25 protein-coding genes are annotated in these 26,587 nt (G+C 65.7%); 12 read left to right on the plus strand and 13 right to left on the minus strand.

Annotated elements, in window-relative coordinates:
• The first annotated feature begins 206 nt into the window (after positions 1–206).
• Genes pheS through GA0061099_RS06120 form a run of 3 tightly spaced genes read left to right on the plus strand, consistent with a single transcriptional unit; the run spans position 207 to position 4,461 of the window.
• The gene (gene pheS / locus GA0061099_RS06110) at positions 207–1,289 is read left to right on the plus strand and encodes a phenylalanine--tRNA ligase subunit alpha (RefSeq protein ID WP_036024378.1); all 1,083 of its coding nucleotides are present in this window, start codon (positions 207–209) and stop codon (positions 1,287–1,289) included.
• Positions 1,286–3,694 (plus strand): phenylalanine--tRNA ligase subunit beta, encoded by a 2,409-nt coding sequence (pheT, locus tag GA0061099_RS06115; RefSeq protein ID WP_036024377.1) that lies wholly within the window; start codon positions 1,286–1,288, stop codon positions 3,692–3,694. The genes pheS and pheT overlap by 4 nt, the downstream gene beginning before the upstream one ends.
• Positions 3,691–4,461 carry a sulfite exporter TauE/SafE family protein gene (locus GA0061099_RS06120; RefSeq protein ID WP_074447579.1) on the plus strand — a complete coding sequence of 257 codons (771 nt, stop codon included), beginning with the start codon at positions 3,691–3,693 and terminating at the stop codon, positions 4,459–4,461. The genes pheT and GA0061099_RS06120 overlap by 4 nt, the downstream gene beginning before the upstream one ends.
• 190 nt (positions 4,462–4,651) lie before the next feature.
• Here the strand turns inward: GA0061099_RS06120 and GA0061099_RS06125 are convergent, their stop codons facing one another.
• Positions 4,652–6,040: a flavin monoamine oxidase family protein gene (locus GA0061099_RS06125; RefSeq protein ID WP_036024359.1), complete on the minus strand. Its 1,389-nt coding sequence runs from the start codon at positions 6,038–6,040 to the stop codon at positions 4,652–4,654.
• 189 nt (positions 6,041–6,229) lie between these two features.
• On the opposite strand from GA0061099_RS06125, the gene GA0061099_RS06130 reads away from it, so the two are divergent.
• On the plus strand, positions 6,230–7,195 hold the full coding sequence (locus GA0061099_RS06130) for a YiiX/YebB-like N1pC/P60 family cysteine hydrolase (RefSeq protein WP_074447580.1): 966 nt from the start codon (positions 6,230–6,232) through the stop codon (positions 7,193–7,195).
• A gap of 153 nt (positions 7,196–7,348) precedes the next feature.
• On the opposite strand, the gene GA0061099_RS06135 is transcribed toward GA0061099_RS06130, so the two are convergent.
• Positions 7,349–7,624, minus strand: coding sequence for a metal-sensitive transcriptional regulator (locus GA0061099_RS06135; protein WP_036003300.1), 276 nt, complete (start codon positions 7,622–7,624; stop codon positions 7,349–7,351).
• Positions 7,625–7,687: 63 nt separating this feature from the next.
• Between GA0061099_RS06135 and GA0061099_RS06140 the strand changes: the two genes are divergently transcribed.
• The 3 genes from GA0061099_RS06140 to GA0061099_RS06150 all read left to right on the plus strand — a co-directional run bounded on the left by GA0061099_RS06140 (position 7,688) and on the right by GA0061099_RS06150 (position 11,587).
• Complete coding sequence (locus tag GA0061099_RS06140) at positions 7,688–10,138, plus strand: heavy metal translocating P-type ATPase (RefSeq protein WP_036024355.1); 2,451 nt, start codon at positions 7,688–7,690, stop codon at positions 10,136–10,138.
• A gap of 124 nt (positions 10,139–10,262) precedes the next feature.
• Complete coding sequence (gene nikR, locus GA0061099_RS06145; protein ID WP_036003294.1) at positions 10,263–10,709, plus strand: nickel-responsive transcriptional regulator NikR; 447 nt, start codon at positions 10,263–10,265, stop codon at positions 10,707–10,709.
• 137 nt (positions 10,710–10,846) lie between these two features.
• On the plus strand, positions 10,847–11,587 hold the full coding sequence (locus tag GA0061099_RS06150; protein WP_036024354.1) for a sulfate transporter family protein: 741 nt from the start codon (positions 10,847–10,849) through the stop codon (positions 11,585–11,587).
• A 22-nt stretch (positions 11,588–11,609) separates the two neighbouring features.
• Here the strand turns inward: GA0061099_RS06150 and nth are convergent, their stop codons facing one another.
• Complete coding sequence (gene nth, locus GA0061099_RS06155) at positions 11,610–12,362, minus strand: endonuclease III (protein ID WP_036024369.1); 753 nt, start codon at positions 12,360–12,362, stop codon at positions 11,610–11,612.
• Positions 12,363–12,384: 22 nt separating this feature from the next.
• Here nth and GA0061099_RS06160 point away from each other — a divergent pair, with 22 nt between their 5' ends.
• Both GA0061099_RS06160 and GA0061099_RS06165 read left to right on the plus strand, forming a co-directional pair.
• On the plus strand, positions 12,385–12,918 hold the full coding sequence (locus GA0061099_RS06160; RefSeq protein ID WP_036024353.1) for a DUF2244 domain-containing protein: 534 nt from the start codon (positions 12,385–12,387) through the stop codon (positions 12,916–12,918).
• 54 nt (positions 12,919–12,972) lie between these two features.
• Entirely contained in the window at positions 12,973–13,869 is an 897-nt protein-coding gene (locus GA0061099_RS06165) for a methylated-DNA--[protein]-cysteine S-methyltransferase (RefSeq protein ID WP_036024351.1), read from the plus strand.
• A 151-nt stretch (positions 13,870–14,020) separates the two neighbouring features.
• Here GA0061099_RS06165 and GA0061099_RS06170 read toward each other — a convergent pair whose 3' ends face one another.
• The 8 genes from GA0061099_RS06170 to dnaK all read right to left on the minus strand — a co-directional run bounded on the left by GA0061099_RS06170 (position 14,021) and on the right by dnaK (position 21,465).
• Positions 14,021–14,644 (minus strand): 2,3-bisphosphoglycerate-dependent phosphoglycerate mutase, encoded by a 624-nt coding sequence (locus GA0061099_RS06170; RefSeq protein WP_036003261.1) that lies wholly within the window; start codon positions 14,642–14,644, stop codon positions 14,021–14,023.
• A gap of 26 nt (positions 14,645–14,670) precedes the next feature.
• Positions 14,671–15,486: a 4-hydroxy-tetrahydrodipicolinate reductase gene (dapB, locus tag GA0061099_RS06175; protein WP_036024349.1), complete on the minus strand. Its 816-nt coding sequence runs from the start codon at positions 15,484–15,486 to the stop codon at positions 14,671–14,673.
• 291 nt (positions 15,487–15,777) lie between these two features.
• Positions 15,778–16,089, minus strand: coding sequence for a DUF1330 domain-containing protein (locus GA0061099_RS06180; RefSeq protein ID WP_036003256.1), 312 nt, complete (start codon positions 16,087–16,089; stop codon positions 15,778–15,780).
• Between the two features lie 26 nt (positions 16,090–16,115).
• On the minus strand, positions 16,116–16,826 hold the full coding sequence (gene pyrF, locus GA0061099_RS06185; RefSeq protein ID WP_036024347.1) for an orotidine-5'-phosphate decarboxylase: 711 nt from the start codon (positions 16,824–16,826) through the stop codon (positions 16,116–16,118).
• Positions 16,827–16,832: 6 nt separating this feature from the next.
• A complete protein-coding gene (locus tag GA0061099_RS06190) occupies positions 16,833–17,411 on the minus strand; it encodes an NADPH-dependent FMN reductase (protein ID WP_036024345.1) in 579 nt (192 codons plus the stop codon).
• A gap of 55 nt (positions 17,412–17,466) precedes the next feature.
• On the minus strand, positions 17,467–18,066 hold the full coding sequence (locus GA0061099_RS06195) for a class I SAM-dependent methyltransferase (RefSeq protein WP_036003251.1): 600 nt from the start codon (positions 18,064–18,066) through the stop codon (positions 17,467–17,469).
• 88 nt (positions 18,067–18,154) lie between these two features.
• Complete coding sequence (gene dnaJ, locus GA0061099_RS06200) at positions 18,155–19,291, minus strand: molecular chaperone DnaJ (protein WP_036024343.1); 1,137 nt, start codon at positions 19,289–19,291, stop codon at positions 18,155–18,157.
• 272 nt (positions 19,292–19,563) lie between these two features.
• Positions 19,564–21,465, minus strand: coding sequence for a molecular chaperone DnaK (dnaK, locus tag GA0061099_RS06210; protein WP_036003245.1), 1,902 nt, complete (start codon positions 21,463–21,465; stop codon positions 19,564–19,566).
• Positions 21,466–21,859: 394 nt separating this feature from the next.
• Between dnaK and GA0061099_RS06215 the strand changes: the two genes are divergently transcribed.
• Both GA0061099_RS06215 and pncA read left to right on the plus strand, forming a co-directional pair.
• On the plus strand, positions 21,860–22,801 hold the full coding sequence (locus tag GA0061099_RS06215) for a hypothetical protein (RefSeq protein WP_036003242.1): 942 nt from the start codon (positions 21,860–21,862) through the stop codon (positions 22,799–22,801).
• 228 nt (positions 22,802–23,029) lie between these two features.
• Positions 23,030–23,752 (plus strand): bifunctional nicotinamidase/pyrazinamidase, encoded by a 723-nt coding sequence (gene pncA / locus GA0061099_RS06220; protein ID WP_036003240.1) that lies wholly within the window; start codon positions 23,030–23,032, stop codon positions 23,750–23,752.
• Positions 23,753–23,904: 152 nt separating this feature from the next.
• On the opposite strand, the gene grpE is transcribed toward pncA, so the two are convergent.
• Both grpE and hrcA read right to left on the minus strand, forming a co-directional pair.
• Entirely contained in the window at positions 23,905–24,522 is a 618-nt protein-coding gene (gene grpE / locus GA0061099_RS06225; RefSeq protein ID WP_036003237.1) for a nucleotide exchange factor GrpE, read from the minus strand.
• Positions 24,523–24,616: 94 nt separating this feature from the next.
• On the minus strand, positions 24,617–25,705 hold the full coding sequence (hrcA, locus tag GA0061099_RS06230) for a heat-inducible transcriptional repressor HrcA (protein WP_036003234.1): 1,089 nt from the start codon (positions 25,703–25,705) through the stop codon (positions 24,617–24,619).
• A 168-nt stretch (positions 25,706–25,873) separates the two neighbouring features.
• Here hrcA and rph point away from each other — a divergent pair, with 168 nt between their 5' ends.
• The gene (rph, locus tag GA0061099_RS06235; protein WP_036024340.1) at positions 25,874–26,587 is read left to right on the plus strand and encodes a ribonuclease PH; all 714 of its coding nucleotides are present in this window, start codon (positions 25,874–25,876) and stop codon (positions 26,585–26,587) included.

Consider the following 26,587-nt stretch of genomic DNA (forward strand, 5'->3'; position numbering starts at 1 on the left):
ACTGCGCGACTTGCGCAGCGTTCAGCTTGTGATGGCCCGGGCAGAGGCGCGTGTCGCGCGTTCATCGCCCCGGCCGTCATCTCTCGCGCATACACTTCTCCGACGTGGATGCCCGGCGAATCTAACGCGAAGATGCGCTTCGCGCTTTTGGCCGGGCGTGACGGGCTAGGATCATCGGCTCAGCATCCTGGCCAAAAGGGATTGCCATGACCGATCTTGCCCAGCTCCAAGCCCAGATCATCGCCGACATCGCCGCCGCTGCCGACGAGGCCGCGCTCGAGGCCGTGCGTGTTGCAGCCCTCGGCAAGAAGGGCTCGATCTCGGCGCTGCTCGCCACGCTCGGCAAGATGTCGCCGGACGAGCGCAAGACGCAAGGCGCGGCGATCAACCAGGCCAAGGACGAAGTCAGCCAGGCGCTTGCTGCGCGGCGCGACGTGCTGAAGTCGGCGGCGCTCGATGCGCGGCTGGCGTCCGAGACCGTCGACGTGACCCTGCCGCTGCGCGATGCGCCGGCTGAGGCCGGCCGCATCCATCCGCTGAGCCAGGTCTGGGACGAGCTCACCACCATCTTCGCCGACATGGGATTCTCGGTGGCCGAAGGCCCCGACATCGAGACCGACGATTACAACTTCACCAAGCTGAATTTCCCGGAAGGCCATCCGGCGCGCGAGATGCACGACACGTTCTTCTTCCATCCGAAGCAGGACGGCTCGCGCATGCTGCTGCGGACCCACACCTCGCCGGTGCAGGTGCGCACCATGCTGAGCCAGAAGCCGCCGATCCGCGTGATCTGCCCGGGCCGCACCTATCGCATCGATTCGGACGCGACCCACACGCCGCAATTCCACCAGGTCGAGGGCCTCGTCATCGACAAGAGCTCGCATCTCGGCCATCTCAAATGGATCCTGCACGAGTTCTGCAAGGCGTTCTTCGAGGTCGACCACATCAACATGCGCTTCCGGCCCTCGTTCTTCCCGTTCACCGAGCCTTCGCTCGAAGTCGACATCCAGTGCCGCCGCGACAAGGGCGAGATCCGCTTCGGCGAGGGCGAGGATTGGCTCGAGATTCTCGGCTGCGGCATGGTGCATCCCAACGTGCTGCGCGCCTGCGGCATCGATCCCGACGAGCACCAGGGCTTCGCCTGGGGCATGGGCATCGACCGCATCGCCATGCTGAAATACGGCATCGCCGATTTGCGCCAGCTGTTCGACAGCGACGTCCGCTGGCTGAGCCACTATGGCTTCAAGCCGCTCGAAGTGCCAACGCTTGCCGGAGGGCTCAGCACGTGAAATTCACCCTCTCCTGGCTGAAGGATCATCTCGAGACCGACGAGCCGCTCGAAAAACTCGCCGACAAGCTCACCATGATCGGGCTCGAGGTCGAGAACATCGAGGACAAGGCGAAGGCGCTGAAGCCGTTCACCATTGCGAAGGTGATCTCGGCCGAGCAGCATCCGAATGCGGATCGCCTGCGCGTCTGCATGGTCGACACCGGCGACGGTGGTGCGCCGGTGCAGGTGGTGTGCGGCGCGCCGAATGCGCGCGCCGGGCTCGTCAGCGTGTTCTCGCCGCCCGGCACCTACATTCCCGGCAAGGATATCACGCTCGGTGTCGGCACCATCCGCGGCGTCGAGAGCCGCGGCATGCTGTGCTCGGCGGCCGAGCTGCAGATCTCCAACGATCATGACGGCATCATGGAATTGCCGGCGGACGCGCCAATCGGTGCTGCCTATGCCGAATGGGCCGGCCTCGGAGATCCCGTCATCGAGATCAATCTGACGCCGAACCGGCAGGACTGCACCGGCGTGCACGGCATCGCGCGCGATCTCGCCGCCGCCGACATGGGCAAGTTCAAGGATCCCACCATCAAGCCGGTCAAGGGCGAATTCCCCTGTCCCGTGAAGGTGACGGTCGAGGATGCCACGCTGTGCCCGGGCTTTGCGCTCCGTCTCGTGCGCGGGGTCAAGAACGGGCCGTCACCGGAATGGCTGCAGAAGCGGCTGACCGCGATCGGCCTGCGTCCGATCAACGCGCTGGTCGACATCACCAATTTTGTGACCTACGACCGCGCACGCCCGCTGCACGTGTTCGACGCCAAGAAGGTGAAGGGCAATCTCGTCGTGCGCCGCGCGCGCGAGGGCGAGAGCCTGCTGGCGCTCGACGGCCGCACCTACAATCTCGATCCCGCCATTTGCGTGATCGCGGACGAGCACGGCGTCGAATCGCTCGCCGGCATCATGGGCGGCGAAGCATCGGGCTGCGACGAGAACACCACAGACGTGCTGATCGAATCGGCGCTGTGGAACGAGATCAACATCGCCCAGACCGGCCGCAAGCTCGGCATCAATTCGGACGCGCGCTACCGCTTCGAACGCGGCGTCGATCCAGCCTTCATGGTGCCCGGCATCGAGCTCGCGACCAAGCTGGTGATGGAGATGTGCGGCGGCGCGCCCTCTGAAACCGTCCTGGTCGGCAAGACCTTTGGCGACGACCGCCTGATCGAATTCCCGATCACCGAAGTCAAGCGCCTGTCTGGCATTGAGGTGCCGCAGGTTGAGATGAAGCGCATCCTGACCCATCTCGGCTTCATGATGGCGGGTCCCGGCCCGGTGGTGAAGGTCGCGGTGCCGTCCTGGCGCTCCGACGTGCACGGCAAGGCCGACATCGTCGAGGAGATCGTCCGCATCTTCGGCGTCGACAAGGTGCCGATGACGCCGTTCGAGCGCGGCGACGAGCCGCGCAAGCCGGTGCTGACGCCGCTGCAGCTGCGCAACCGCCGCGCGCGGCGCGCGCTCGCGAGCCGCGGCATGGTCGAAGCCGTGACCTGGTCGTTCATCGCAAAATCTGCGGCCGAATTGTTCGGCGGCGGACAGCGCGAGCTCGAGGTTGCCAACCCGATCGCCTCGGATCTCTCCGACATGCGCCCGACCCTGCTGGCCGGCCTGATCGCGGCGGCGCAGGCCAATGCCGATCGCGGCTTCGGCGATGTCGCGCTGTTCGAGGTCGGCCAGGTGTTCAAGGGCGATCTCCCGCAGGACCAGTTCATGGCGGCGAGTGGCGTGCGCCGCGGCCTTGCTTCGTCCGAAGGGCTCGGCCGGCACTGGACCGGCTCGGCGCAGGCCGACGTGTTCGACGCCAAGGCCGATGCGCTGGCGGTGCTGGCGGTGGCCGGCGCGCCGATGCAGGCGCTGCAGATCGTGGCGGGTGGTCCCGGCTGGCTGCATCCGGGTCGCTCCGGCACGATCCAGATCGGGCCGCAGAACGTGCTCGGATATTTCGGCGAAGTGCACCCGAGAGCCCTCGAGGCGCTCGGCGCCGACGGGCCGCTTGTCGTCTTTGAGGTGATCCTCGACCGCATCCCCGAGGCGAAGAAGAAGCCGACGCGCGCCAAGCCCTTGATCGAGCTCTCGGCGTTCCAGCCGGTGTCGCGTGACTTCGCTTTCATTGTCGACCGCGCCGTCAAGGCCGGCGACATCGTTCGCGCGGCGCAAGGCGTCGACAAGAAGCTGATCACCGGCGTCAATGTCTTCGATATCTACGAAGGCAAGGGCATCGATGACGGCAAGAAGTCGATCGCGATCGCGATCACGCTGCAGCCGCGCGAGAAAACCCTGACCGATCAGGAGATCGAGGCCGTCGCCACGAAGATCGTGGCCGAGGTCACCAAGAAGACCGGCGGCACGTTGCGCGGATGAGTCCTGCTGACTTCCTTCCGAAGGACGTCAGCCTCACGATCGCGGCGGCGCTCTGCGCCGTCGCTTTCGTTTCGGGCACAGCGCGCGGCTTCTCCGGCTTCGGTTCGGCGCTGATCTTCATGCCGCTGGCGAGCAGCATCGCGGCACCGCGGCTCGTTGCTGCCCTGCTTCTCGTCATCGATTTCGTCGCAGCCGCGCCGCTGCTGCCGGATGCATGGCGGAAGGCCGATCGCAAGGCCACGGCCGTGATAGTGCTGGGCGCGCTGATCGGCGTACCCATCGGCACCTATTTCCTCAGCGTGCTCGAACCCGTTACCACGCGCTGGATCATCTCCTGCTTCGTAGCGGCGCTGCTCCTTCTGCTGCTGTCGGGCTGGCGCTATCGCGGCAAGGACCATGCCTGGCTGTCGGTGGGCATCGGCGGCCTCTCCGGCTTCTGCAGCGGGCTCGCGCAAACCGGCGGCCCGCCGATCGTCGGCTACTGGCTCGGCCGCCCGATCGCGCCGATGGTCGCGCGCGCCAACATCGTGCTGTTCTTCGGCGCCTCGGATTTCTTCTCGATGATCAGCTACGCGGCGACCGGCCTGATCAGCCGCGAATCGCTGGTGCTGTCGCTGATCGTCGGCCCGGTCTATGCGGTTGGCGTTGCGTTCGGCAGCTCATTGTTCGGCCGCGCCAGCGAGAAGGTGTTTCGCGGCATCTGCTACGCGCTGATTGCGATGGCGGTGATCTTTGGATTGCCGGTGCTGGATGGCGTGCTGCGATAACATCTCCGCTGTCGTCCCGGGGCGCGCGTAGCGCGAGCCCGGGACCCATAACCCCGGGGAGTGGTTATGGGGCAAGGTGGCAACTCCGAGTCTTCGCCAAACCACTCCCTGTGAGTATGGGTCCCGAATCTGCGCTCCGCTTCGCTGCGCCTGTCCGGACGACAGTGGAATTTATCGCGGCTTGATCGTCTTACTGCTTCGGCACGCGCCGCTTCTTCGTCGACTGCGTCGGCACGTCGGCCGGCTCGTCCTTCAGCGCGCCGATCTTGCGCAAGGCGGCGTCCGCGGCGCGTTCGCCGCTTTCCCAGGCGCCGTCGACGGTGCCCCAGAGCGTCTCGTGCGTGGCTTCGCCGGCGAGGAACACATTGCCGATCGGCTCGGCCAGGGTCCTTCGCGACAGCTGGCCGCCCGGCGAGGCTGCCGACATCGCGCCCATGACGTAGGGCGAGGCGTTCCAGCGCGTGGCGCTGGTCTTCTGCACCACGGAAGCGGCCTCGCTGCCGAACAGCTTCGTGATCCATTCCCTGGCGAAAGCCACCATCGCCTTCTCGCCCTGCTCGGCGAGATCGCGGCCGAACGAGCCGCCGACATCGATCGAGCACAGCGAGGAGCCGCCGATATTGGCTAACATCAGCGCCGTGCGGGTCGAGTTGCTCTGCTCGATGAGGATGTCGTCGCGCGACAGGCCGAGGGGATTGCCCGGCAGCTGCAGCACGATACGATCGTAGCTGCCGAGGCTAAGCTTCGATGCCGCATCCAGCGTCCGCTTGGGAATGTCGGGCGCGAATTTGATCGCGCCCGATGTCAGCACATTGGTCGAGACCGTGACGATGGCGGCGCGCGCGGCGATCTTGCCGGCTTGCGTCTCGACGCTGACGTCGCGGTTGCTCCAGGCGATGCGGCTCGCTGGTGTGGACAGCGCCACCGGCGCCTGCTCGCCGAGCTTGGCGATTAGCGTGCCCAGGCCCTGGCGGCAGGCGATCGCCGCGTTGCGGTCCTGCGCGCGTCCCTTGTCGATGGCAGACAGCTCCTTCAGGTCCTTGCCGGCAAAGCTCGCGCCCAGCATGAACTCGGCCGCGCCGGCCCAGTCGCCGAGATCCTTCGGCAGCACCGATGCGCAGGAGGTGTCGAGCTTGCCCCGTCCGGCCTCGTCGATGGCGCGGTTGACGCGCACCAGGGCGGCCAGGAATTGCTCGGTCTCGCCCGCGCGCGCGTTGCGGCGGCCAATGCGCATCTTCTGGCCCGAGGGCGCCGGCAGCACGTCCAGCCCGGCACTGCGCGCCAGCCGGATCATCGGGTTGGTGTCGGGATTGTACATCCAGCGCGCGCCCCGGTCGAACGGCGTGTCGAAGGTGGTGCTGTCGGTGATGCAGCGGCCGCCGACCTGCGCGGCCGCTTCCACCACGATGACCTTGCGGCCCGTTGCCAAGATACGCCGCGCCGCGGCAATTCCCGCCGCCCCCGCACCGATCACGACGATATCAGCCTCGCGCGGCAGGGGCGCGGCCGATGCGCGCAGCACCGGCATCGCCGCAAGGGCCGCCGACGCCGAAAGAAAGCCGCGGCGCGTGATTGTCATGTCATGGTTTCCGGGGACTTGCGGCGAACGTGAACAGCCCGCGAACCTTGCCGTATCCGATGTTGCGCAGCAACCAGGATGGTGAATCAACCATGCTTGATCTCACAGAGTGATGAACCGAATTGCAACACGTTTCGACCATGATAGAGAAGGGAAAAAGACGGCCGGAAAAGGCCGTGGGGGGTTGAGATGGGGACGGTCCTGGATTCTGTCGGCAAGGTGATTGCCGCGTACCTCTCAAAGGAGGTGCCGGGCTATGAGCCGTTCACGCCGAGCGACCCCGAGCATCTGCGCGGCATCATCGAGCCCGGCGACGTGCTGCTGGTCGAGGGCAACAACCGCATCTCCGGCATCATCAAATACTTGACGCAGTCGACCTGGTCGCACGCCGCGCTCTATGTCGGTCCGATCGATGGGGCAGAGGAGTCCAATGGCGAGCCGCATGTTCTGATCGAGGCCAATATCGGCGAGGGCGTCACCTCGGCGCCGCTGTCGAAATATTTCCCCTATCACACCCGCGTCTGCCGCCCGGTCGGGCTGTCCTATGAGGATCGCACCACGGTGTGCCGCTATGCGATCAACCGCATCGGCTTCGGCTACGACACCAAGAACATCGTCGACCTCATGCGCTATCTGTTCCCGCTGCCGATACCGCAGCGCTGGCGCCGACGCATGATCGCGATCGGCTCGGGCGACCCGACCAAGATCATCTGCTCGGCGCTGATCGCGCAGGCCTTCGACGCCGTGCGCTACCCGATCCTGCCGAAGATCACCAAGGCCGGCAGCCGCGCCGCACGGCGCGAGATACTGCACATCCGCGATTCCTCGCTCTACATGCCCCGCGACTTCGACATCTCGCCCTATTTCGAAGTCGTCAAACCCACCATCGTGCACGGGTTCGACTACACCGCCTTGCACTGGGCCGACAAGCAGAAGCCGCTCGAGGAGGTGGCGGGCTCATTCAGTGTGTTTCCAGAAGCGCTCGTGGCGCCGCCGCTCGCTCCTGAAGCGGCTGACGAAGCGACGTCGGGTGAAATTCCGGCTCAAGAAGTGAGCGCGCCGCCTGCGCGAGCCAGTGTGGCTTTCTCCGAGCATTTCGTGCAGCTGAGCGAGCTCGCGATGTATCGCGCGCGGGCGCGGGAGAAGACGGCTTAGGTTCGCACGGTCTCGTAGGGTGGGCAAAGGCGCGAAGCGCCGTGCCCACGTTCGGGCGCGATCACTGACCGACGGTGGGCACGCTCCGCTTTGCCCACCCTACGAGACTTCGCCACGAGCGCAGCGAAGCAACGGCGGTGGAGAGAGCGCGCGCTACCGATCCGCCCGTCCGATCACCGCCATCAGCTCCGCGATCTTGGCGCGCTGGTCGGCCTTGTCGCCGCTCGCGATGGCGTGCTCGACGCAATGGGCGACGTGATCCTTCAAAACCTCTTCCTCGACCCGGCGCAGCGCGGCGCGCACCGCCGCGATTTGCGTCACGATGTCGATGCAGTAGCGGTCTTCCTCTACCATTCTCGAGAGGCCACGAACCTGGCCCTCGATTCGGCCGAGACGTTTTCCGACGGATGCCTTGATGTCCTTGCGCATGGGGTCTATATACCCCTACCGGGTATAGGTTTCAAGACCAAGCGCAAAGGCCGGAACATGGCAATGAACAACAACGAGCACGAGCATCGTCACAGCGCGGGAACGCATTCCGGATGCGGCTGTTCCACGAAAGCTGCAGCGCCGGCGGCGAAGCCCGAGGCTACCTCGTGCTGCGGCGGCCACGGCGATCATGCCGGCCACGACCATCATCACGGCGACGCCGCAACCAAGGTCAAAGATCCCGTCTGCGGCATGATGGTCGATCCCGCGACCTCGAAGCATCGCATCACACATCACGGCGAGACCTTCCATTTCTGCTCGTCCGGCTGCCGCACCAAGTTCGCCGCCGATCCCGCCAAGTATCTTGCCAAGGACAAGGCGCCCGAACCGGAGATGCCCGCGGGCACGATCTACACCTGTCCGATGCACCCGCAGATCCGCCAAGTCGGTCCGGGCACGTGCCCGATCTGCGGCATGGCGCTGGAGCCTGAGGTCGCAAGCCTTGAGACCGGCCCAAATCCCGAGCTCGCCGACATGACGCGACGGTTCTGGATCGGCGGCGTGCTGTCGCTGCCGCCGATCGCGCTGGAGATGGGCGGCCACCTCGCGGGCCCCCACAGCTGGATCGATCCGACCGTGTCGAATTGGATCCAGCTCGTCTTTGCAACGCCCGTGGTGCTGTGGGCCGGCTGGCCGTTCTTCGTTCGCGGCTGGCAATCGCTGCTGACGCGCAATCTCAACATGTTCACGCTGATCGCGATGGGTACGGGCGTTGCCTATGTCTACAGCGTGCTCGGCACGGTCACGCCGCAGATCTTCCCCGCCACCTTCCGCGGCCATGAGGGCGCGGTCGCAGTCTATTTCGAGGCGGCCGCCGTCATCACCGTCCTGGTGCTGCTCGGCCAGGTGCTGGAGCTGCGCGCCCGCGATGCGACCTCGGGCGCGATCAAGGCGCTGCTGCAGCTCGCGCCGAAGACCGCGCGCCGCGTCGACGCCGACGGCAGCGAGCACGAGGTCGAGATCGACACGCTGCACGCCGGCGATCGCCTGCGCGTCCGTCCCGGCGAGAAGGTGCCGGTCGACGGCGTCATCCTCGAAGGCCGCTCGTCGCTAGATGAATCACTCGTGACAGGCGAATCCATGCCGGTCACCAAGGAGACTGGCGCCAAGGTCATTGCCGGCACGCTGAACCAGTCCGGCAGCTTCATCATGCGTGCCGACAAGGTCGGGCGCGAGACGATGCTGTCGCAGATCGTGCAAATGGTCGCGGATGCGCAGCGCTCGCGCGCGCCGATCCAGCGCCTGGCCGACCAAGTCTCCGGCTGGTTCGTGCCGGCCGTGATCGTCGTTGCCCTCGCCGCCTTCGGTGCCTGGGCCTGGTTCGGACCGGAGCCGCGGCTGGCCTTCGGCCTGGTCGCGGCTGTCAGCGTGCTGATCATCGCATGTCCCTGCGCGCTCGGCCTCGCGACGCCGATGTCGATCATGGTCGGCGTCGGCCGCGGCGCGCAAGGCGGTGTGCTCATCAAGAACGCCGAGGCGCTGGAGCGTATGGAGAAGATCGACACGCTCGTGGTCGACAAAACAGGCACGCTGACCGAAGGCAAGCCCAAGGTGGTGACGATCGCGCCGGCGTCCGGCTTCGCGGAAGAAGACATCCTCCGGCTGGCGGCCACCGTCGAGCGCGCCAGCGAGCATCCGCTGGCCGACGCCATCGTGCGCGCGGCCAAGGAAAAGCAGCTCACCCTCGGCCAGGTCGAGCAGTTCGACTCGCCGACGGGCAAGGGCGCGACGGGCAAGGTCGACGGCAAGACCATCGTGCTCGGCAATGCCAGATATCTGTCGTCGCTCGGCGTCGACACCCATTCGCTCGCCGCCGAAGCCGAGCGGCTGCGCGGTGACGGCGCCACCGTGATCAACATGGCCGTCGACGGCCGGCTTGCCGGCCTGTTTGCGATCGCAGATCCGGTCAAGGCCTCGACGCCGGAGGCGCTGAAGGCGCTCGCGGCGGAAGGCATCAAGGTGATCATGCTGACCGGAGACAACCGCACCACGGCCGAGGCCGTGGCGCGCCGGCTCGGCATCGCCGAGGTCGAGGCCGAAGTGCTGCCGGACCAGAAGAGCGCGGTAGTGACCAAGCTGCAGAAGGCCGGCCGCAGCGTCGCCATGGCCGGCGACGGCGTCAACGACGCGCCGGCGCTGGCGGCGGCCGAGGTCGGCATCGCCATGGGCACCGGCACCGACGTTGCGATGGAGAGCGCCGGCGTGACGCTGCTCAAGGGCGACCTCGTCGGCATCGTCCGCGCGCGAAAACTGTCGCAGGCGACGATGAGCAACATCCGGCAGAACCTGTTCTTCGCCTTCATCTACAACGCCGCCGGGATTCCGATCGCCGCCGGCGTTCTCTATCCGGCGTTCGGTCTGCTGCTCTCCCCGATCATCGCCGCGGCGGCGATGGCGCTGTCCTCGGTCAGCGTCGTCGGCAACGCGCTGCGGCTGCGTGCGACGCGGCTGTAAGGACGCTGTGTAGCCCGGATGGAGCGTAAGCGAAATCCGGGGGTCCTGCCTCATATTGCACCGTCCCGGATTGCGCTTCGCTCCATCCGGGCTACGGTTCAGAGGACATAAGCGGGAGCATCTGATGCAGCGGATTACCATCACGATCGAGGACGATCTCCTGGCGGAGATCGACGCCGCGGCCGAAGCGCGCGGTTACCAGAACCGCTCCGAGATCATCCGCGACCTCGCGCGCGCCGGCCTGCAGCAGAGCGCCGAGGACACCGCGCAAACTGGCCAATGCGTCGCCGGCCTCGTCTACGTCTATGACCACGCGGCGCGCGATCTGTCGAAACGGCTGGTGCAGGAATTCCACGGCCACCACGACCTCGCGCTGGCGACGCTGCATGTTCACCTCGACGACAACAATTGCATGGAGATGACGGCGTTGCGCGGCGCTGCCTCCGAAGTCAGACATTTCGCCGACCACATCATCGCCGAACGCGGCGTGCGCTACGGCCGCGTGGTGATGATCCCGACCGGGGATGGCAAGCCGGCGAAGGCGCGCAAGCACGGGCATAGACACGACTAGGCTGAATCTTACCCTCCAGGGGAGGGTAAAGAAGAAATCGCGCCACCTTCACCGACAAGGGGAGACGGCCCACCGCCCTTGCCGAAGCCGCATTGGGTGTCTACCTCTCGCGCAGTGTTTACCTCAGAGGGTCCCCCATGCTGGATGCCGCCATTAAGGCGCTGTCGCAATTGATCTCGCCGCCGATGCGCTCGATCCTGTGGCGGTCGATCGGGCTTGCGCTGGTGCTGATCACCGTGCTGGCGATCGGCTTGCAGCGGCTGCTCAGCTGGTTTGCGACCTCCGGCGAGGTGTGGCTGGAAGGCCTGCTCGGGCCGGGCTGGCATTCATCGATCGAGGTTCTGTCCTGGATCGTCTCGATCGCGACGGGTCTCGGCGTCGTGTTCGGCGGCATCTTCCTGATGCCGGCGATCACCTCGCTGGTGGCGAGCCTGTTCGTCGACGACGTCGCCGACATCGTCGAGCGCGAGCATTATCCGGCCGAGCGGCCGGGCGCGGCACTGCCGTTCAGCCGGGCGATGCTCGAGGGCATCAAGACCGCGCTCGTGGCCATCCTGGTCTATCTCGCCGCTCTGCCGCTGGTGCTGTTCGCCGGCGCCGGTTTCCTGATCTTCTTCCTCGCCGCCGCCTGGCTGCTGGGCCGCGAATATTTCGAGCTCGCCGCGATGCGCTTCCGCCCGCCGGAGGAAGCCAAGGCGATGCGGCGCGACAATGCCGCGACCATCTTCACCGCCGGCCTGTTCATCGCCGCCTTCGTCTCGATCCCGATCGTCAATCTGGCGACGCCGATCTTCGGCATGGCCTTCATGGTCCACATGCACAAGCGCCTGTCGGGCCCGCGGCCCGAGCTGATCGAACCGGCGCGGCAGGTGCGATAGGGGCGCCCGGGGCGGCGCTGCCTCACACCGTCTTCTCCGGCCAGCGACAGAGATCGTTGACCAGGCAGACCTCGCAGCGCGGCTTGCGCGCGAGGCACGTATAGCGGCCGTGCAGGATCAGCCAATGATGCGCGTGCAGCATGAACTCGGCCGGGATCACCTTTTCCAGGCCAAGCTCGACCTCGAGCGGCGTCTTGCCGGGCGCTAGGCCCGTGCGATTGCCGACGCGGAAGACGTGGGTGTCGACTGCCATCGTGTGCTCGCCGAAGGCCATGTTGAGCACGACGTTGGCGGTCTTGCGGCCTGCGCCGGGCAACGACTCGATCTCGGCCCGCGTGCGCGGCACCTCGCCGCCGAATTCACTGAGCAGCTTGGCCGACAGCGCGATCACGTTCCTGGCCTTGGTGCGGTAGAGGCCGATCGTCTTGATGTAGTCGCGCAAGCGCTCCTCGCCGAGATCGAGCATCTTCTGCGGGGTGTCGGCAACCTCGAACAGCGCACGCGTCGCCTTGTTGACGCCGGCGTCGGTCGCCTGTGCCGACAGCACCACCGCGACCAGCAGCGTGAACGGGTTGACGTGCTCGAGCTCGCCCTTGGGCTCCGGATTGGCCTTGCGGAAGCGGCTGAAGACCTCGTGGACCTCGGCCGGCGTCCACGGCTTTGTGGTTTTGAGTGATTTCTTCGCGGGTGCTCTCGGCTTGGTCGCGACCGGTCTTGCCGTTTTCTTCGGCACCGCCGCTTTGCGCGGGACCGGCTTGCGGGTGATTTTCGCCATGATCGGGATATACTGATGGACGATGAGCACTGGCAACGAAATTGCGCGGACGCGATCCGAGAGCGAGGACGAGCCTCAGATCTTCTCCGCGCTGCTGACGCCGCACCGCTCGCTGAACCGCACCGGCTTTCTCGCCGTGATGCTGTTCCTGAGCGCCGTCGGCTTCGTCACGGGCCTTGCTTTCCTGATGATGGGCGCCTGGCCGGTGCTCGGCTTCTTCGGTCTCGACGTGCTCGTGATCTGGTGGGCCTTCAAGGTCAATTTTCGCGCCGCACGGGCCAGCGAGGAAATCGTGGTGACGCCGTCGGAATTGCGGGTGCGACGCGTCAGCCATCGTGGCCAGGTTGCCGAATGGACCTTCAATCCGCTCTGGGTCCGGCTCGACCAGGAGGTCGATGAGGAATACGGCATCGAGCACCTTTATCTGATCTCCCGCGGCCGCCGCCTGCTTATCGCGGGCTTTCTCGGGCCGGCAGAAAAGGCCAGCTTTTACAATGCCTTGGTGGGGGCTCTCAACGCCGCGCGGCGCGGCCCGACCTATCATCCGGCGACCTGAGCACAGTCGGAAATCGGGTGGTTTCGCGCCAGCGCCTCCCCTACATTTCCGGTCATGATGACCCTTGCGATACATGACCAGCGCCTGGCCAGGCCGGGCACCCAGAACGCCGCGTTGCGCGACTATGATTCGGTGCGGCGGGCGATCGCCTTCATCTCGGCGAACTGGCGCGCGCAACCGACCATCGAGGCGATGGCGGATGCCGCTGGCGTCACGCCGGATGAGCTGCACCATCTGTTCCGCCGCTGGGCTTCGATCACGCCGAAGGCTTTCATGCAGGCGCTCACCCTCGACCACGCCAAGAACCTGCTCAGGGATTCCGCCAGCATCCTTGACGCGGCGCTCGACTCCGGCCTGTCCGGGCCGGGCCGGCTGCACGACCTCTTCGTCACCCATGAAGCGATGTCGCCGGGCGAATGGAAGAACGGCGGTGCCGGCCTCACCCTGCGCTACGGCTTCCATTCCTCGCCGTTCGGCACCGCGATCGTGATCGCCACCGATCGCGGCCTGTCGGGCCTCGCCTTCGCCGATCACGGCGAGGAGAAGATCGCGCTCGCCGACATGACGCGGCGCTGGCCGAACGCCACCTATGTGGAAGATCACGAAGGCACCGCGCCGCTCGCCGCGCGCATCTTCGATCCAAAATTGTGGCGGCCGGATCAGCCGCTGCGCGTGGTGCTGATCGGCACCGATTTCGAAGTGCGGGTGTGGGAGACGCTCTTGAAGATTCCGATGGGCCGCGCAGTGTCCTATTCCGACATCGCCTGCAACATCAGGAATCCCAAGGCTTCACGCGCCGTCGGTGCCGCCGTCGGCAAGAACCCGGTCTCCTTCGTCGTGCCCTGCCACCGCGCACTCGGCAAGAGCGGCACGCTCACCGGCTATCATTGGGGCATCACCCGCAAGCAGGCGATGCTGGGCTGGGAGGCCGGGCAGCTTGGGCTGCAGTAGGCAAGATGCAGTAGGATTTCGTAGGGTGGGTTAGCGCAGCGTAACCCACCTCTCTGGTTTCCGCAGAACAGAAGTGGTGGGTTACGCCAGCGACTGCGCTTTGCGCAGTCGCCGTCTAACCCACCCTACGGCACCGCGCTTGCGGCAAAGTCTACCCCGCCAGATCCAGCTTCGAGGCCACGGTCGAATCCGCGTTGAGGCGGTAGATGATCGGCACGCCGGTGGCGAGCTCGCGCTTCAAAATGCCTTCGGGCGAGAGCTTCTCCAGCACCATGATCAGCGCGCGCAGCGAGTTGCCGTGGGCGGCAACCAGCGTGCGCTTGCCGTTGAGCACACCGGGCAGGATCTCCTGCACGTAGTACGGCAACGCGCGCGCGAGCGTGTCCTTCAGGCTTTCGCCGCCGGGCGGCGGCACGTCGTAGGAGCGGCGCCAGATCAGCACCTGCTCCTCGCCCCATTTCTTGCGGGCGTCGTCCTTGTTGAGACCGGAGAGATCGCCGTAGTCGCGCTCGTTGAGCGCGAGGTCCTTCGAAGTCGGCAGACCCTCCTGGCCGAGCTCAGCGAGGATGAGATCGAGCGTGTGCTGCGCGCGCGTCAGCACCGAGGTGTAGGCGACGTCGAACACCAGGCCCTGTGCCTTCAGCTTGCGGCCGGCTTCTTTGGCTTCCTTCACGCCGAGCTCGGTGAGGTCAGGGTCCTTCCAGCCCGTGAACAGGTTCTTCAGATTCCATTCGCTCTGGCCGTGGCGCACGAGCACGAGAAGGCGTTCGCTCATTGACTGCTTTCCGTTGCTTGATTGGATCAGATATCGTCGAGGCCGAGCACGTCGGCCATGGTGTAGTGCCCCGGCTTCTTGCCGTGCGCCCACAGCGCCGCCTTGAGCGCACCATGGGCGAACAGCATGCGGTCCTCGGCCTGATGCGACAGCGTCAGGCGCTCGAACGGGCCAAGGAAGGTGACGCTATGGTCGCCGGCCACGGTGCCGCCGCGCAAGGAGGCGAAGCCGATATTGCCCGGCCGGCGCGCGCCGGTGATGCCGTCCCGGCCACGCTCGGAATGGTCATCGAGGGTGACGCCGCGGCCGCTCGCTGCGGCCTGCCCCAGCATCAGCGCGGTGCCCGAGGGTGCATCGACCTTCATGCGGTGATGGGTCTCGACGATCTCGATATCAAAACTCTGGTCGAGCGCTTTCGCAACGCGCTTGACCACGGCGGCGAGCAGATTGACGCCGAGACTCATATTGCCCGACTGCACCACCACGGCGCGATTGGTGACGCTCTTGATCACGGCATTGTCCGAGCCGGACAGGCCGGTCGTGCCGATGACGTGCACGAGGCCGCGTTCGGCGCCGATCGCGACATTGGCGATGGTCGCCGCAGGCACTGTGAAATCGAGGATGCCGTCGGCCTCCTTGCACATCGCCCAGAGATCGGCGGAGAGCTTGATGCCGTTGGCGGGCAGGCCGGCGAGCACGCCGGCATCCTTGCCGAGCAGCTGGGAGCCCGGCGCCTCCAGCGCGCCGGCCAGCACGGCGCCCTCGCTTTCAGCAATCGCCCGCACCAGCGCCCGGCCCATCCGGCCGCCGGCTCCCGCAACAATCAAGCGCATGTCGGACATGGTGTGATCCTCTTCGAGGCCGTTGTAGCGGGGGGAGGCAGTTCCGGCAACCGAGGGGCGATCGGGGGGCGCAGGCGCTCTTACTTTTTCCCTGGAGGGGCCCGGGACGAGCGTAGCTCGCCCGTGGGTCGGCACGCGATCGAGCAAAGCGAAATTGCGTGACGGGGTGGGGTGACGGTCTCTCCGCGACGAACAGTGCCCGGTGGAGAGATCACCCCGCCCCGCTCGCGCTGCGCGCGATCGACCCTTCCCCTCCAGGCCCCTCCAGGGAGGGTAAGACGGGATCGAGCCTCAGCCGTCCTGCGGCTGCGGGCCGTCGTAGCCTTCGATGACGATGAGGTCGGCGATCGAGTGCGGCTGGCGCACCTTGATGTTGGCCTGGTATTCCGGCGAGTTGTAGCAGGCGAGCGCGGTCTCGTAGTCAGGGAATTCGATCACGACGTTGCGGTTGCGGCTGGCGCCTTCGACGGCGGTGAACTTGCCGGCGCGGACGACGAAGCGGCCGCCCCATTTCTTGAAGATCGGGCCGTTGGCGATGGCGTAGGGCTTATAGCCCTCGTCATTGCTGACGTCGACACGCCCGATCCAGTAGCCTTTTGCCATTGTTCTTCTCCCTGTTGTTTAGTGGGTTAGCCGAGCGCTTGCGCGATCTCGGCGTGGATGGTGTCCGCGACCGCCTTGGGATCGGCGGCTTCCACAACCGGGCGCCCGACGACCAGATAATCCGCGCCGGCGGCGATCGCACGGCTAGGCGTCATGATGCGCTTCTGGTCGCCGCTGGCGGCGCCCGCCGGACGAATGCCGGGGGTGACGAGGCTCATCTGGTGGCCGACGATCTTGCGCAGGCTACCCACCTCCTCCGGCGAGGACACGAGGCCATCGACACCGAGCACCTGCGCCTGCTGCGCACGCGCCTCGACCAGCTCCGACACGCTGAGCCGATAACCGGCCGCATGCAAATCGTCGTCGTCGTAGGACGTCAGCACCGTCACGGCGAGGATCTTCAGGCTGGCGCTGCCGCGGCCTTCGACGGCGCCTTTCATGGTCTGCGGATAGGCGTGCACGGTGACGAAGGTCGCGCCCAGCTTGGCGACGCTCTCCACGCCGCGCGTCACGGTGTTGCCGATGTCGTGCATCTTGAGATCGGCGAACACCTTCTTGCCCGCATCAGCGAGCTTGCCGATCAGCGGCAGGCCGCCGGCATAAGCGAGTTGATAGCCGATCTTGTAGAACGTGACGCTGTCGCCGAGCTTCGCGATCATCGCCTCCGCGGCATCAACGCTCGGCAGATCGAGCGCAACGATCAGGCGGTCCTTCGGGGCGATCTCGGCTGGCGTCATGTCACCTCACATCATGCGTTGGGAAACGTCGATCAACTGCGTCACCAGCTCCTTCAGCGCGGCGATATCGCCCTCGTTCTTCAGCCTGTCCCTATCGTCATAGGCCTGGTCGGCAAAGGCGAGCGTGAGCTGGCTGGCAATCACGTTGGCGTGGCAGGCGGAGAGGATCAGCCGCAGGGCCTGCAGCGCGCGAGCAGCACCTAACCGGCTCTGCGACGCGCCGGCAAGCGCGAAGACCCGGTTGCGGAACACCTCTCCGCGCGCCTCGTGCAGCTCGTGCACGCGGCTGACCCAGTCGATCGCGTTCTTCAGCAGCGGCGGCACCGAGGCGTTGTATTCGGGCGAGACGATGAGGACGCCGTGATGCGCGCCGATCATGCGCTTCAGATTGATCGCGTGCTTGGGCACGCCGGATTTGGCCTGGAGATCGCCGTCATAGATCGGCAGCGGAAAATCGGCGAGCGAGATGCGGGTGACGTCGACGCCGGCCTGGACGAATTCGTAAGCAGCCACCGCCGCCAGCTTCGCATTGTGCGAGCCGGTGCGCAGCGAGCCGGGAATGATCAGGATCTTGGGGGCTGGCATCCAATCTCATGCATTCGGCGAAACGAGCCCGCCGCGCAAAGAGGAGCCGGCGGATTTAATGCTTGCGATACACCCAGACGCGGGCCGGCGGAAGGTTCATCCAGATCCGTTCCGAGGCCTCTGTGGACACGCCGGATAGCGATTTCGGGATCGGCGGCACCACCGCATAGGTGAACTGGATGAAGGGCGCACCGGGCGCGAGCGCGGTGAAGGCATCGCGGATGAGCCGCAGCCGCGTCAGCATCGGTTTGGTGACGAGCGGCAGGCCGGACACGACCGCGCTGGCCGGCGCGCTCAAGACATTCCAGAGCGTGTCGCGCAGGCGGTAGGCATCGCCCTGCACCACCTTGGCTTGCGGGTAGCGGTCGCGCAGCAGCGCGCAGAAGCCGGGATTGTATTCGACGAGAACGAGACGTTTCTGGTCGACCCCGCGCTCGATCAGCGCGGACGTGATGGCGCCGGTGCCGGGTCCGAGCTCGACCACCGGTGCGTCGGAATCGGGATCGACATAATGAGCCATGGTCCGCGCCAGCAGCTTGCCGGACGGCATCACCGCGCCCATGTGCAAGGGCTTTTCGATCCACGACCTGAGAAAGCGCACCTCGTCATCGAGACGAGGCTTCTTCAACGCACGCGCGGACGATGGCAATGGCATGTCGGGACCGGACGGAACCGCAGGACCGCGGCGTGTCAGAAAATGGTCATAAAGACGTATAGGCCGGAGGCGATACGGTCAAGACGCGTCAGTTCGCCCGATTGCCGAAGAAATCCTTGACCTTGGCGAAGAAACCCTCGGCTTCCGGCTGGGTGTTGCCGGAGGAGAGCTTCTCGAACTCGGCCAGCAATTCCTGCTGCTTTTTGGTCAGGTTCTGCGGGGTCTCGACCATGACCTGAACGTACATGTCGCCCATCTGGCGCGACCGCAGCACCGGCATACCCTTTGATGCAATGCGGAATCGGCGGCCCGACTGGGTCCCGGCGGGCACCTTCACCTTGGTCTTGCCTTTGTCGATGGTCGGCACCTCGAATTCGCCGCCGAGCGCGGCGGTCACCATCGAGATCGGCACGCGGCAATGCAGGTCCGCGCCGTCGCGCTGGAAGAACTGGTGCTGGGCCAGCGAGAGGAAGATGTAGAGGTCGCCGGGCGGCCCGCCGCGGACGCCAGCCTCGCCCTCGCCGGCGAGCCTGATCCGTGTGCCGTCCTCGACACCTTGGGGAATGTTGACCGAGAGCGTCCGCTCCCGGGTGACCCGCCCTTGTCCCGCGCAGGACGGGCAGGCGTCCTCGATCATCTGGCCGCGGCCCTGACAGCCCGGGCAGGTCCGCTCCAGCGTGAAGAAGCCCTGCGACTGCCGCACGCGGCCGGCGCCGCCGCAGGTCGAGCAGGTCTTCGGCTTGGTGCCGGCCTTGGCACCGATGCCCGAGCAGGCCTCGCAGGTGACCGAGACCGGAATCTCGATCTGCGCGGTCTTGCCGCCAAAGGCTTCCTCGAGGGTGATTTCCATATTGTAGCGCAGATCGGCGCCGCGCTCGCGGCCGCCGCGGCCGCGCTGTCCGGCCATGCCGAACAGATCCTCGAAGATGTCGGAGAAAGAAGAGGCGAAGCCCGCGCCGAAGCCGGCGCCACCGCCGAAGCCACCGCCCTGCTCGAACGCGGCGTGACCGTAACGATCATAGGCGGCGCGCTTGTCCTTGTCCTTCAGGACCTCGTAAGCCTCGTTGATTTCCTTGAACTTGACTTCGCTGGTCTCATCCCCGGGATTGCGATCGGGATGGAATTTCATCGCCAGCTTGCGGAACGACGATTTCAGCTTGCCTTCGTCGGCGTCGCGTTCGACTTCGAGGGTCTCGTAATAGCAGCGCTTGGTGGACGTGGACATGATGAGCTCGGTCTATCCAATCGCGATTCAAGTTGGCGCGGAACAACGCTGACATGCGGCGGAATGAGCGCCCTTCGACCTTGCGGCAGAGGGCAGCCTGGCAGCGCTGAGAATAACGGCTGGGAATTGATCGATCGTAACGGGGCCGACTTTGAAGGAGTCTTGAAAGGAGTCCTGGCCCGTCCGTCCCGACACGACGGCCTCCCCCACGAGGGAGGAGGCCGGTAGCGTGTGTGGGGTCCAAGCCGTCCGCATCGTCACCCTCTCGGGGCTTAAGCGGACTTCTTGTTGTTCTTGTCGTCGTCGACCTCGGTGAATTCCGCGTCGACGACGTCGTCCTTGGCCGCATCCTTCTTGGCGTCGGCCTCGGCCTGCTGCTTGTACATGGCCTCGCCGAGCTTCATCGAAGCCTGCGCCAGCGTCTGGGTCTTGGCCTTGATCGCCTCGGCATCGTCGCCCTTCAACGCTTCCTTGAGGTCGCTGACGGCATCCTCGATGGCGCGGCGCTCGCTCTCGGCAACCTTCGAGCCGTGCTCGGCCAAAGCCTTCTCGGTCGAATGCACCAGGCCATCCGCCTCGTTCTTGGCGGTGACGGCCTCGCGGCGCTTCTTGTCCGCCTCGGCATTGGCCTCGGCGTCCTTGACCATCTTCTCGATGTCGGCTTCCGACAGACCGCCGGAGGCCTGGATGCGGATCTGCTGCTCCTTGCCCGTGGCCTTGTCCTTGGCCGAGACGTTGACGATGCCGTTGGCGTCGATGTCGAAGGTCACCTCGATCTGCGGCATGCCGCGCGGCGCCGGCGGAATGCCCATCAGGTCGAACTGGCCAAGCATCTTGTTGTCGGCCGCCATTTCACGCTCGCCCTGGAAGACGCGGATGGTGACGGCATTCTGGTTGTCTTCAGCCGTCGAGAACACCTGGCTCTTCTTGGTCGGGATCGTGGTGTTGCGGTCGATGATGCGGGTGAACACGCCGCCCAGCGTCTCGATACCCAGCGACAGCGGGGTGACGTCGAGCAGCAGCACGTCCTTGACGTCGCCCTGGAGCACGCCGGCCTGGATCGCAGCGCCGATCGCCACGACTTCGTCCGGGTTGACACCCTTGTGCGGCTCCTTGCCGAACAGCTGCTTCACGACTTCCTGGACCTTCGGCATGCGCGACATGCCGCCGACCAGCACGACCTCGCCGATCTCACCGGCGGTGACGCCGGCGTCCTTCAGCGCCTTGCGGCAGGGCTCGACGGTCTTCTGGATGAGGTCGTCGACCAGCGCCTCGAACTTGGCGCGGGTAAGCTTCATCGTCAGATGCTTCGGGCCGGTCTGGTCCGCGGTGATGAAGGGCAGGTTGATCTCGGTCTGCGTCGTCGAGGACAGCTCGATCTTGGCCTTTTCAGCGGCTTCCTTCAGGCGCTGCAGCGCGAGCTTGTCGTTGCGCAGGTTGATGCCCTGCTCCTTCTGGAACTCGTCTGCGAGATAACCGACGAGGCGCATGTCGAAGTCTTCGCCGCCGAGGAAGGTATCGCCGTTGGTCGACTTCACCTCGAACACGCCGTCGCCGATTTCGAGAATGGAGATATCGAACGTACCGCCGCCGAGGTCATATACCGCGATGGTGCCGGCCTTGGTCTTGTCGAGGCCATAGGCGAGCGCGGCCGCGGTCGGCTCGTTGATGATGCGCAGCACTTCGAGGCCCGCGATCTTGCCGGCGTCCTTGGTCGCCTGGCGCTGGGCGTCGTTGAAGTAGGCGGGAACGGTGATGACGGCCTGCTCGACCTTCTGGCCGAGATGGGCTTCCGCGGTCTCCTTCATCTTCTGCAGGATGAAAGCCGAGACCTGCGAGGGCGAGTAGGTCTGGCCGTCGGCCTCGACCCAGGCGTCGCCGTTGGAAGCCTTCACGATCTTGTAGGGAACGAGCTTCTTGTCCTTCTCGACCATCGGGTCGTCGTAGCGGCGGCCGATGAGGCGCTTCACTGCGAAGAAGGTGCGCTCGGGATTGGTGACGGCCTGGCGCTTGGCGGGCTGGCCGACGAGGCGCTCACCGTCATCCGTGACGGCGACGATCGAAGGCGTCGTGCGCATGCCTTCGGAATTCTCGATGACTTTGGCGTTCTTGCCATCCATCACGGCGACGCACGAATTCGTGGTGCCGAGGTCGATCCCAATGACCTTTCCCATGGTCCTGATATCCTTCTTTTTGCGGCAGGTTGGCTGGGCCCAAGAGGCACCCGAACCGAAACCCCCTAAGATCAAACATCCGCGATATTGCGATGATTGAGGCTCATATAGGAGGGGGGGAGGGGCCCGCAAGGACCGAAGCTAGGTTTCTGCCGCTAAAACATCGGGTTTTGGAAGGTGATATCCGGGCTCAACCGCCCTTGCGGGTGAGGAATTATTAACAGGTCCGGGCGTCGGCAAGCCCCCGCACCCGCAAGCCCGCCCGCCCTGTTGCGGCGAGGCCAAACCGGCTAAAAGGCGGACCGACCGCACAGCCGGCGCAGCTGCTTCGCGCGACAAAGCGGCCCCGTGGCCGACCATCGAACGGCCTCAATGTGAACCAATCAGAGTGGCCATGAAGCTGATCCGCCCCCTCGCCGCGCTCGCCCTCCTCGCCGTAACAGCGCTTCCGGCCTTCGCCGCCGACGTCGTTTTCCCACCCGGCTTGCGTCTCGGCATGGTGCCGCTGATCGGCCTCAGCACGGCCAAGACCTTTCCGGGCTTCGAGAGCGAGGACGGCAACGTCAAGGTGCTGGTCACCGAGCTGCCGCCGGCCGCCTATGGCGAGGTCGTGAGCGCCTTCAATTCCAATCCCGGCGGGACCGGCGGCGTCAAGCAGGACAAGGTCGAGACCCCCGCTGGCCTTGCCTATTTCACCACCGAAAGCGGCAAGGCCGGCGATACCCCGGTGAAGCGGTATTCGATGATCGTGCCCGGCGCCGGCTTCTCCGGCTATGTCGCGGTACAGATCCCGGAGAATGCGACCAAGATCTACACGGACGAGGCGGTGCGACAGATGTTCGCGAGCGCCACCACCCGCAGGCAGGTCTCGGCCGAGGAGCAGATCGCGCTGCTGCCGTTCAAGATCACCGATCTCGCCGACTTCAAGGACATCAAGACCCTGGCACCGGGCTCGAGCATCATCCTGGCCGACGGCGATGAGAGCGTGGGCTACGAGGCGAGGCCGTTCATGATCCTCGGCCTGATCGGCGCCACCCCGCAAGCCGCCGACGACCGCGCCCGCTTCGCCCGGGAGGCGGCGCTCCAGATTCCCGGCGTGCGCGAGTCGCGCATCACCATGTCCGAGCCGATCCGCATCAACGGCCAGCAAGGCTTCGAGACCCGGATCGACGGCGTCAGCGGCAAGGACAAGGTCCCGGTGACGGTGGTGCAGTGGATCCGCTTCTCGAGCGGCGGCGCATCATTGCGCATCATCGCCAGCGCCCCGCGCGACCAATGGCAAGCCGCCTTCACCCGCTTCCGCACCGTACGCGACGGGATTCAGCCGAAGGGGTAGGGCGAAGCCGGCGCTAATCGTGGTTGGTCGCAGTTTCACGAAGAACCTTCGCCCAACTTCTCCCTGTGGTTATGGATCCCGGGTTCGCGCTTTGCGCGCCCCGGGATGACGGCGCTATGGGCTTGTCAGCCCACGCGCTGGACAGAACCCGCTGCATTTTCAGGCTTCTGTTCGTATACGAACGGACTAGGCTTCCTCCCGTTGGATCATCCTGGAGGGGAGGTAGACATGCTGGTTCGGCGACAGGTCTTGGCAATGCTTGGAACGACGGCGCTGGCGACGCTCGCGCCAAGCGCGCTGTTCGCGGCCGCACCGATCAAGCCGGACGAAGCGTCCGCGCTGCTCGTGATCGACGTGCAGAACTGCTTCCTGCCGGGCGGGAGCCTCGCGGTGAAGGAAGGCGAGCAGGTGGTGCCGGTCATCAACAAGATCTCGAAGGCATTTGCGAATGTGGTGCTGACGCAGGACTGGCACACGCCGGGCCACGTTTCGTTTGCGTCGGTTCATTCCGGCAAGAAGCCGTTCGAAACGGTCGACCTGCCCTACGGCAAGCAGGTGCTGTGGCCGGACCATTGCGTGCAGGGCACCGAGGGCGCGGCGCTGTCGAAGGACCTGTCGATCCCGCACGCCGAGCTCATCATCCGCAAGGGATTTCACAAGAACGTCGACAGCTATTCGGCCTTCCTCGAGGCCGACGGCAAGACCTCGACCGGGCTCGCCGGCTACCTGAGGGGCCGCAAGATCAAGCGCGTCTTCGTCGCTGGTCTTGCGACAGACTTCTGCGTCGCCTGGACCGCGCTCGACGGGCGCAAGGCGGGCTTCGAGGTCTATGTGGTGGAAGACGCCTGCCGCGGCATCGACACGCAGGGCTCGCTCGCCAAGGCCTGGGCCGACATGGCCAAGGCGGGCGTGAAGCGGATTCAGTCTGCGGATATCGCGGTGAGCGCGTAGGCGGCGCGCTATCCTTCCGTCATTCCGGGGCGCGCTTCAGCGCGAGCTATGGTGCGCAATTTGCGCACCTGAGAATCCATTGTGCGGTTGTCTCTGCTGTTCGATGGATTCCGGGTTCTCGACTTCGTCGAGCCCCGGAATGACGCCAACACTCAGTTCGCCGCGCTGCTCGATTCGTTGTTGTTCGCCGCGGGCGCAGTCTTCGCGCCGCCCTTGGCGACGCCGACCAGCGCCGGGCGCAGCACGCGGTCACCGATGGTGTAGCCGGCCTGCATGATCTGCACCACGGTGCCCGACGGCACCGACGCGTCAGGCACTTCGTACATTGCCTGGTGGAAGTTCGGGTCGAACTTCTGGCCCTGAGGATCGAGCTTCTTCACGCCGTGTTTTTCCAGCGCGTTGAGCAGCGCGCGCTCCGTGAGCTCGACGCCCTCGATCAACGAGACCAGGCCGGGATCGGCCGCAGCACGCGCCTCCGCCGGAACGGCATCGAGTGCGCGCTGGAGATTGTCGGCGATGTCGAGCACGTCGCGCGCGAAGCCGGTGATGCCGTAGAGGCGGGCGTCGGCGACTTCCTTTGCGGTGCGCTTGCGCAAATTCTCCATCTCGGCCAGCGTCCGCAGCATGCGGTCGCGCGCTTCAGCCGCTTCCTTTTGCAGGGTTTCGACCGAACCCGGCTCGGGATCGTCGGGCATGATGTAGGGTTTCGACACCACGGGCTCGCCGGTCGCTGCAGTCGTGTCTTGGGGTTGCCGGTCTTGCTCGGTCATCGGCTCTGATCTCGAACTCGTTTCAGGGATGTTGGCCCGGATATCGTGCTTAAGCCCGCGAAAATCAAGCGCCCGTGATCGGCAGAAAGGCCGGTCAGCCCCCCAACAGGCGGCTGACGATGCGGGCGGCGTAGTCCACGGTCGGGATCACGCGGGCATAATTCAGCCGCGTCGGGCCGATCACGCCGAGAACGCCGACGATGTGGCCGGCGGCATCCCGATAGGGCGAGATGATGGTGGAGGACCCCGACAGCGAGAACAGCTTGTTCTCACTGCCGATGAAGATGCGCACGCCTTCGGCGGTCTCGGCCCGGCCGAGCAGATCGATCACGCCGCGCTTGGTCTCGAGGTCGTCGAACAACAGGCGAACCCGCTCCAGATCCTCCAGCGCGTGCAGATCTTCGAGCAGATTGGCGTGACCGCGGACGATGAGCTGACGGTCCTCGCTCTCGCCGCCGGACCAGCTGGCGATGCCGGCCGAGATCACTTTCTGTGTCAGCTGATCGAGCTCGGCACGGGCCTCGCCGAGTGCGGTCTCGAGCTCGAGCCGCGCCTCGGCCAAGGTGCGGCCGCGGATCCGCGCATTGAGGAAATTGCCGGCCTCTGTCAGAGCCGAAGAGGGAACTCCGGGCGGCAGCGTCAACACGCGGTTTTCAACCTGGCCGTCTTCGCCGACCAGGATCACCAGCGCTTTTTCCGGTTCCAGGCGGACGAATTCGATGTGCTTCAGCCGCGCATTGGATTTCGGCGTCAGCACGACGGCGGCGGCCCGGGTCAGGCCGGAGAGCCGCATCAAGGCCTGGTCCAGCGCCGCCTCGACCGATTGCGCCTCGCCGACGGACGAGAGCTGGCTCTGGATCGCCTGCCGCTCGGCCTCGTTGAGGTCGCCGACCTGCATCAGGGCATCGACGAAGAAGCGCAGGCCCAGTTCCGTCGGCAGCCGGCCGGCGGAGGTGTGCGGGGCATAGATCAGGCCGAGCTGTTCCAGATCGGCCATGACGTTGCGCACAGATGCCGGCGACAGCGGCATCGCAATCAGGCGGGAAATGTTGCGCGAGCCGACCGGCTCACCGGTCGCGAGATAGCTTTCGACAATTTGACGAAAGATGTCGCGGGAACGCTCGTTGAGCTGGGCAAGGCCTGCGCGCGGCGCGATCAGATGGATCGGATCGTGATGGGCCACAGACGGTAACTCCTCTCGGATCCTTATAATTTGTCCATCCGGGCCGCGTCTGACAAGCGTGGCGTTTGCGGGCCGACGGTCAGGGGGTGAATAAGCCCTTGCCGCCCACCCCCGCCCCACCTACAAGCACCGCGAACAGCCTATTCCCGTGAGTTTTGGAGATTTCCCATGCGGCCAAGCCGCCGTGCGCCCGACGAATTGCGCCCCGTGACGCTGGAGCGCGGCGTGGTCAAATATGCGGAAGGCTCGTGCCTCGTTAAATTCGGCGACACCCATGTGCTGGTCACCGCCACACTGGAGGATCGCCTGCCGCCGTGGCTGAAGGGGCAGGGCCGCGGCTGGGTCACCGCCGAATACGGCATGCTGCCGCGCGCGACCTCCGAACGCACCCGCCGCGAGGCCTCCGCCGGCAAGCAGAGCGGCCGCACCGTCGAGATCCAGCGCCTGATCGGCCGCTCGCTTCGCACCATCGTCGATCTCGAAGCTCTTGGCGAGCGCCAGATCACGGTCGATTGCGACGTGCTCCAGGCCGACGGCGGCACGCGCACGGCCTCGATCACCGGCGCCTGGGTCGCGCTTGCCGATTGCCTCAACTGGATGAAGGCGCGCAACATGGTGAAGGCCAACGTGATGCGCGACAACGTCGCCGCGATCTCCTGCGGCATCTACAACGGCACGCCGGTGCTCGATCTCGACTATGCCGAGGATTCGGAAGCCGAGACCGACGCCAATTTCGTCATGACCGGCGATGGCCGCATCATCGAGGTGCAGGGCACCGCGGAACGCGAGCCGTTCACGCAGGACGAGTTCCTGAAGCTGATCGCCCTGGCGCAGAAGGGCATTGCGCGTCTGGTGGACTTGCAGAAACTGGCCGTGGCGTAG

The organism is Bradyrhizobium yuanmingense (assembly GCF_900094575.1).
GTDB lineage: Bacteria > Pseudomonadota > Alphaproteobacteria > Rhizobiales > Xanthobacteraceae > Bradyrhizobium > Bradyrhizobium yuanmingense.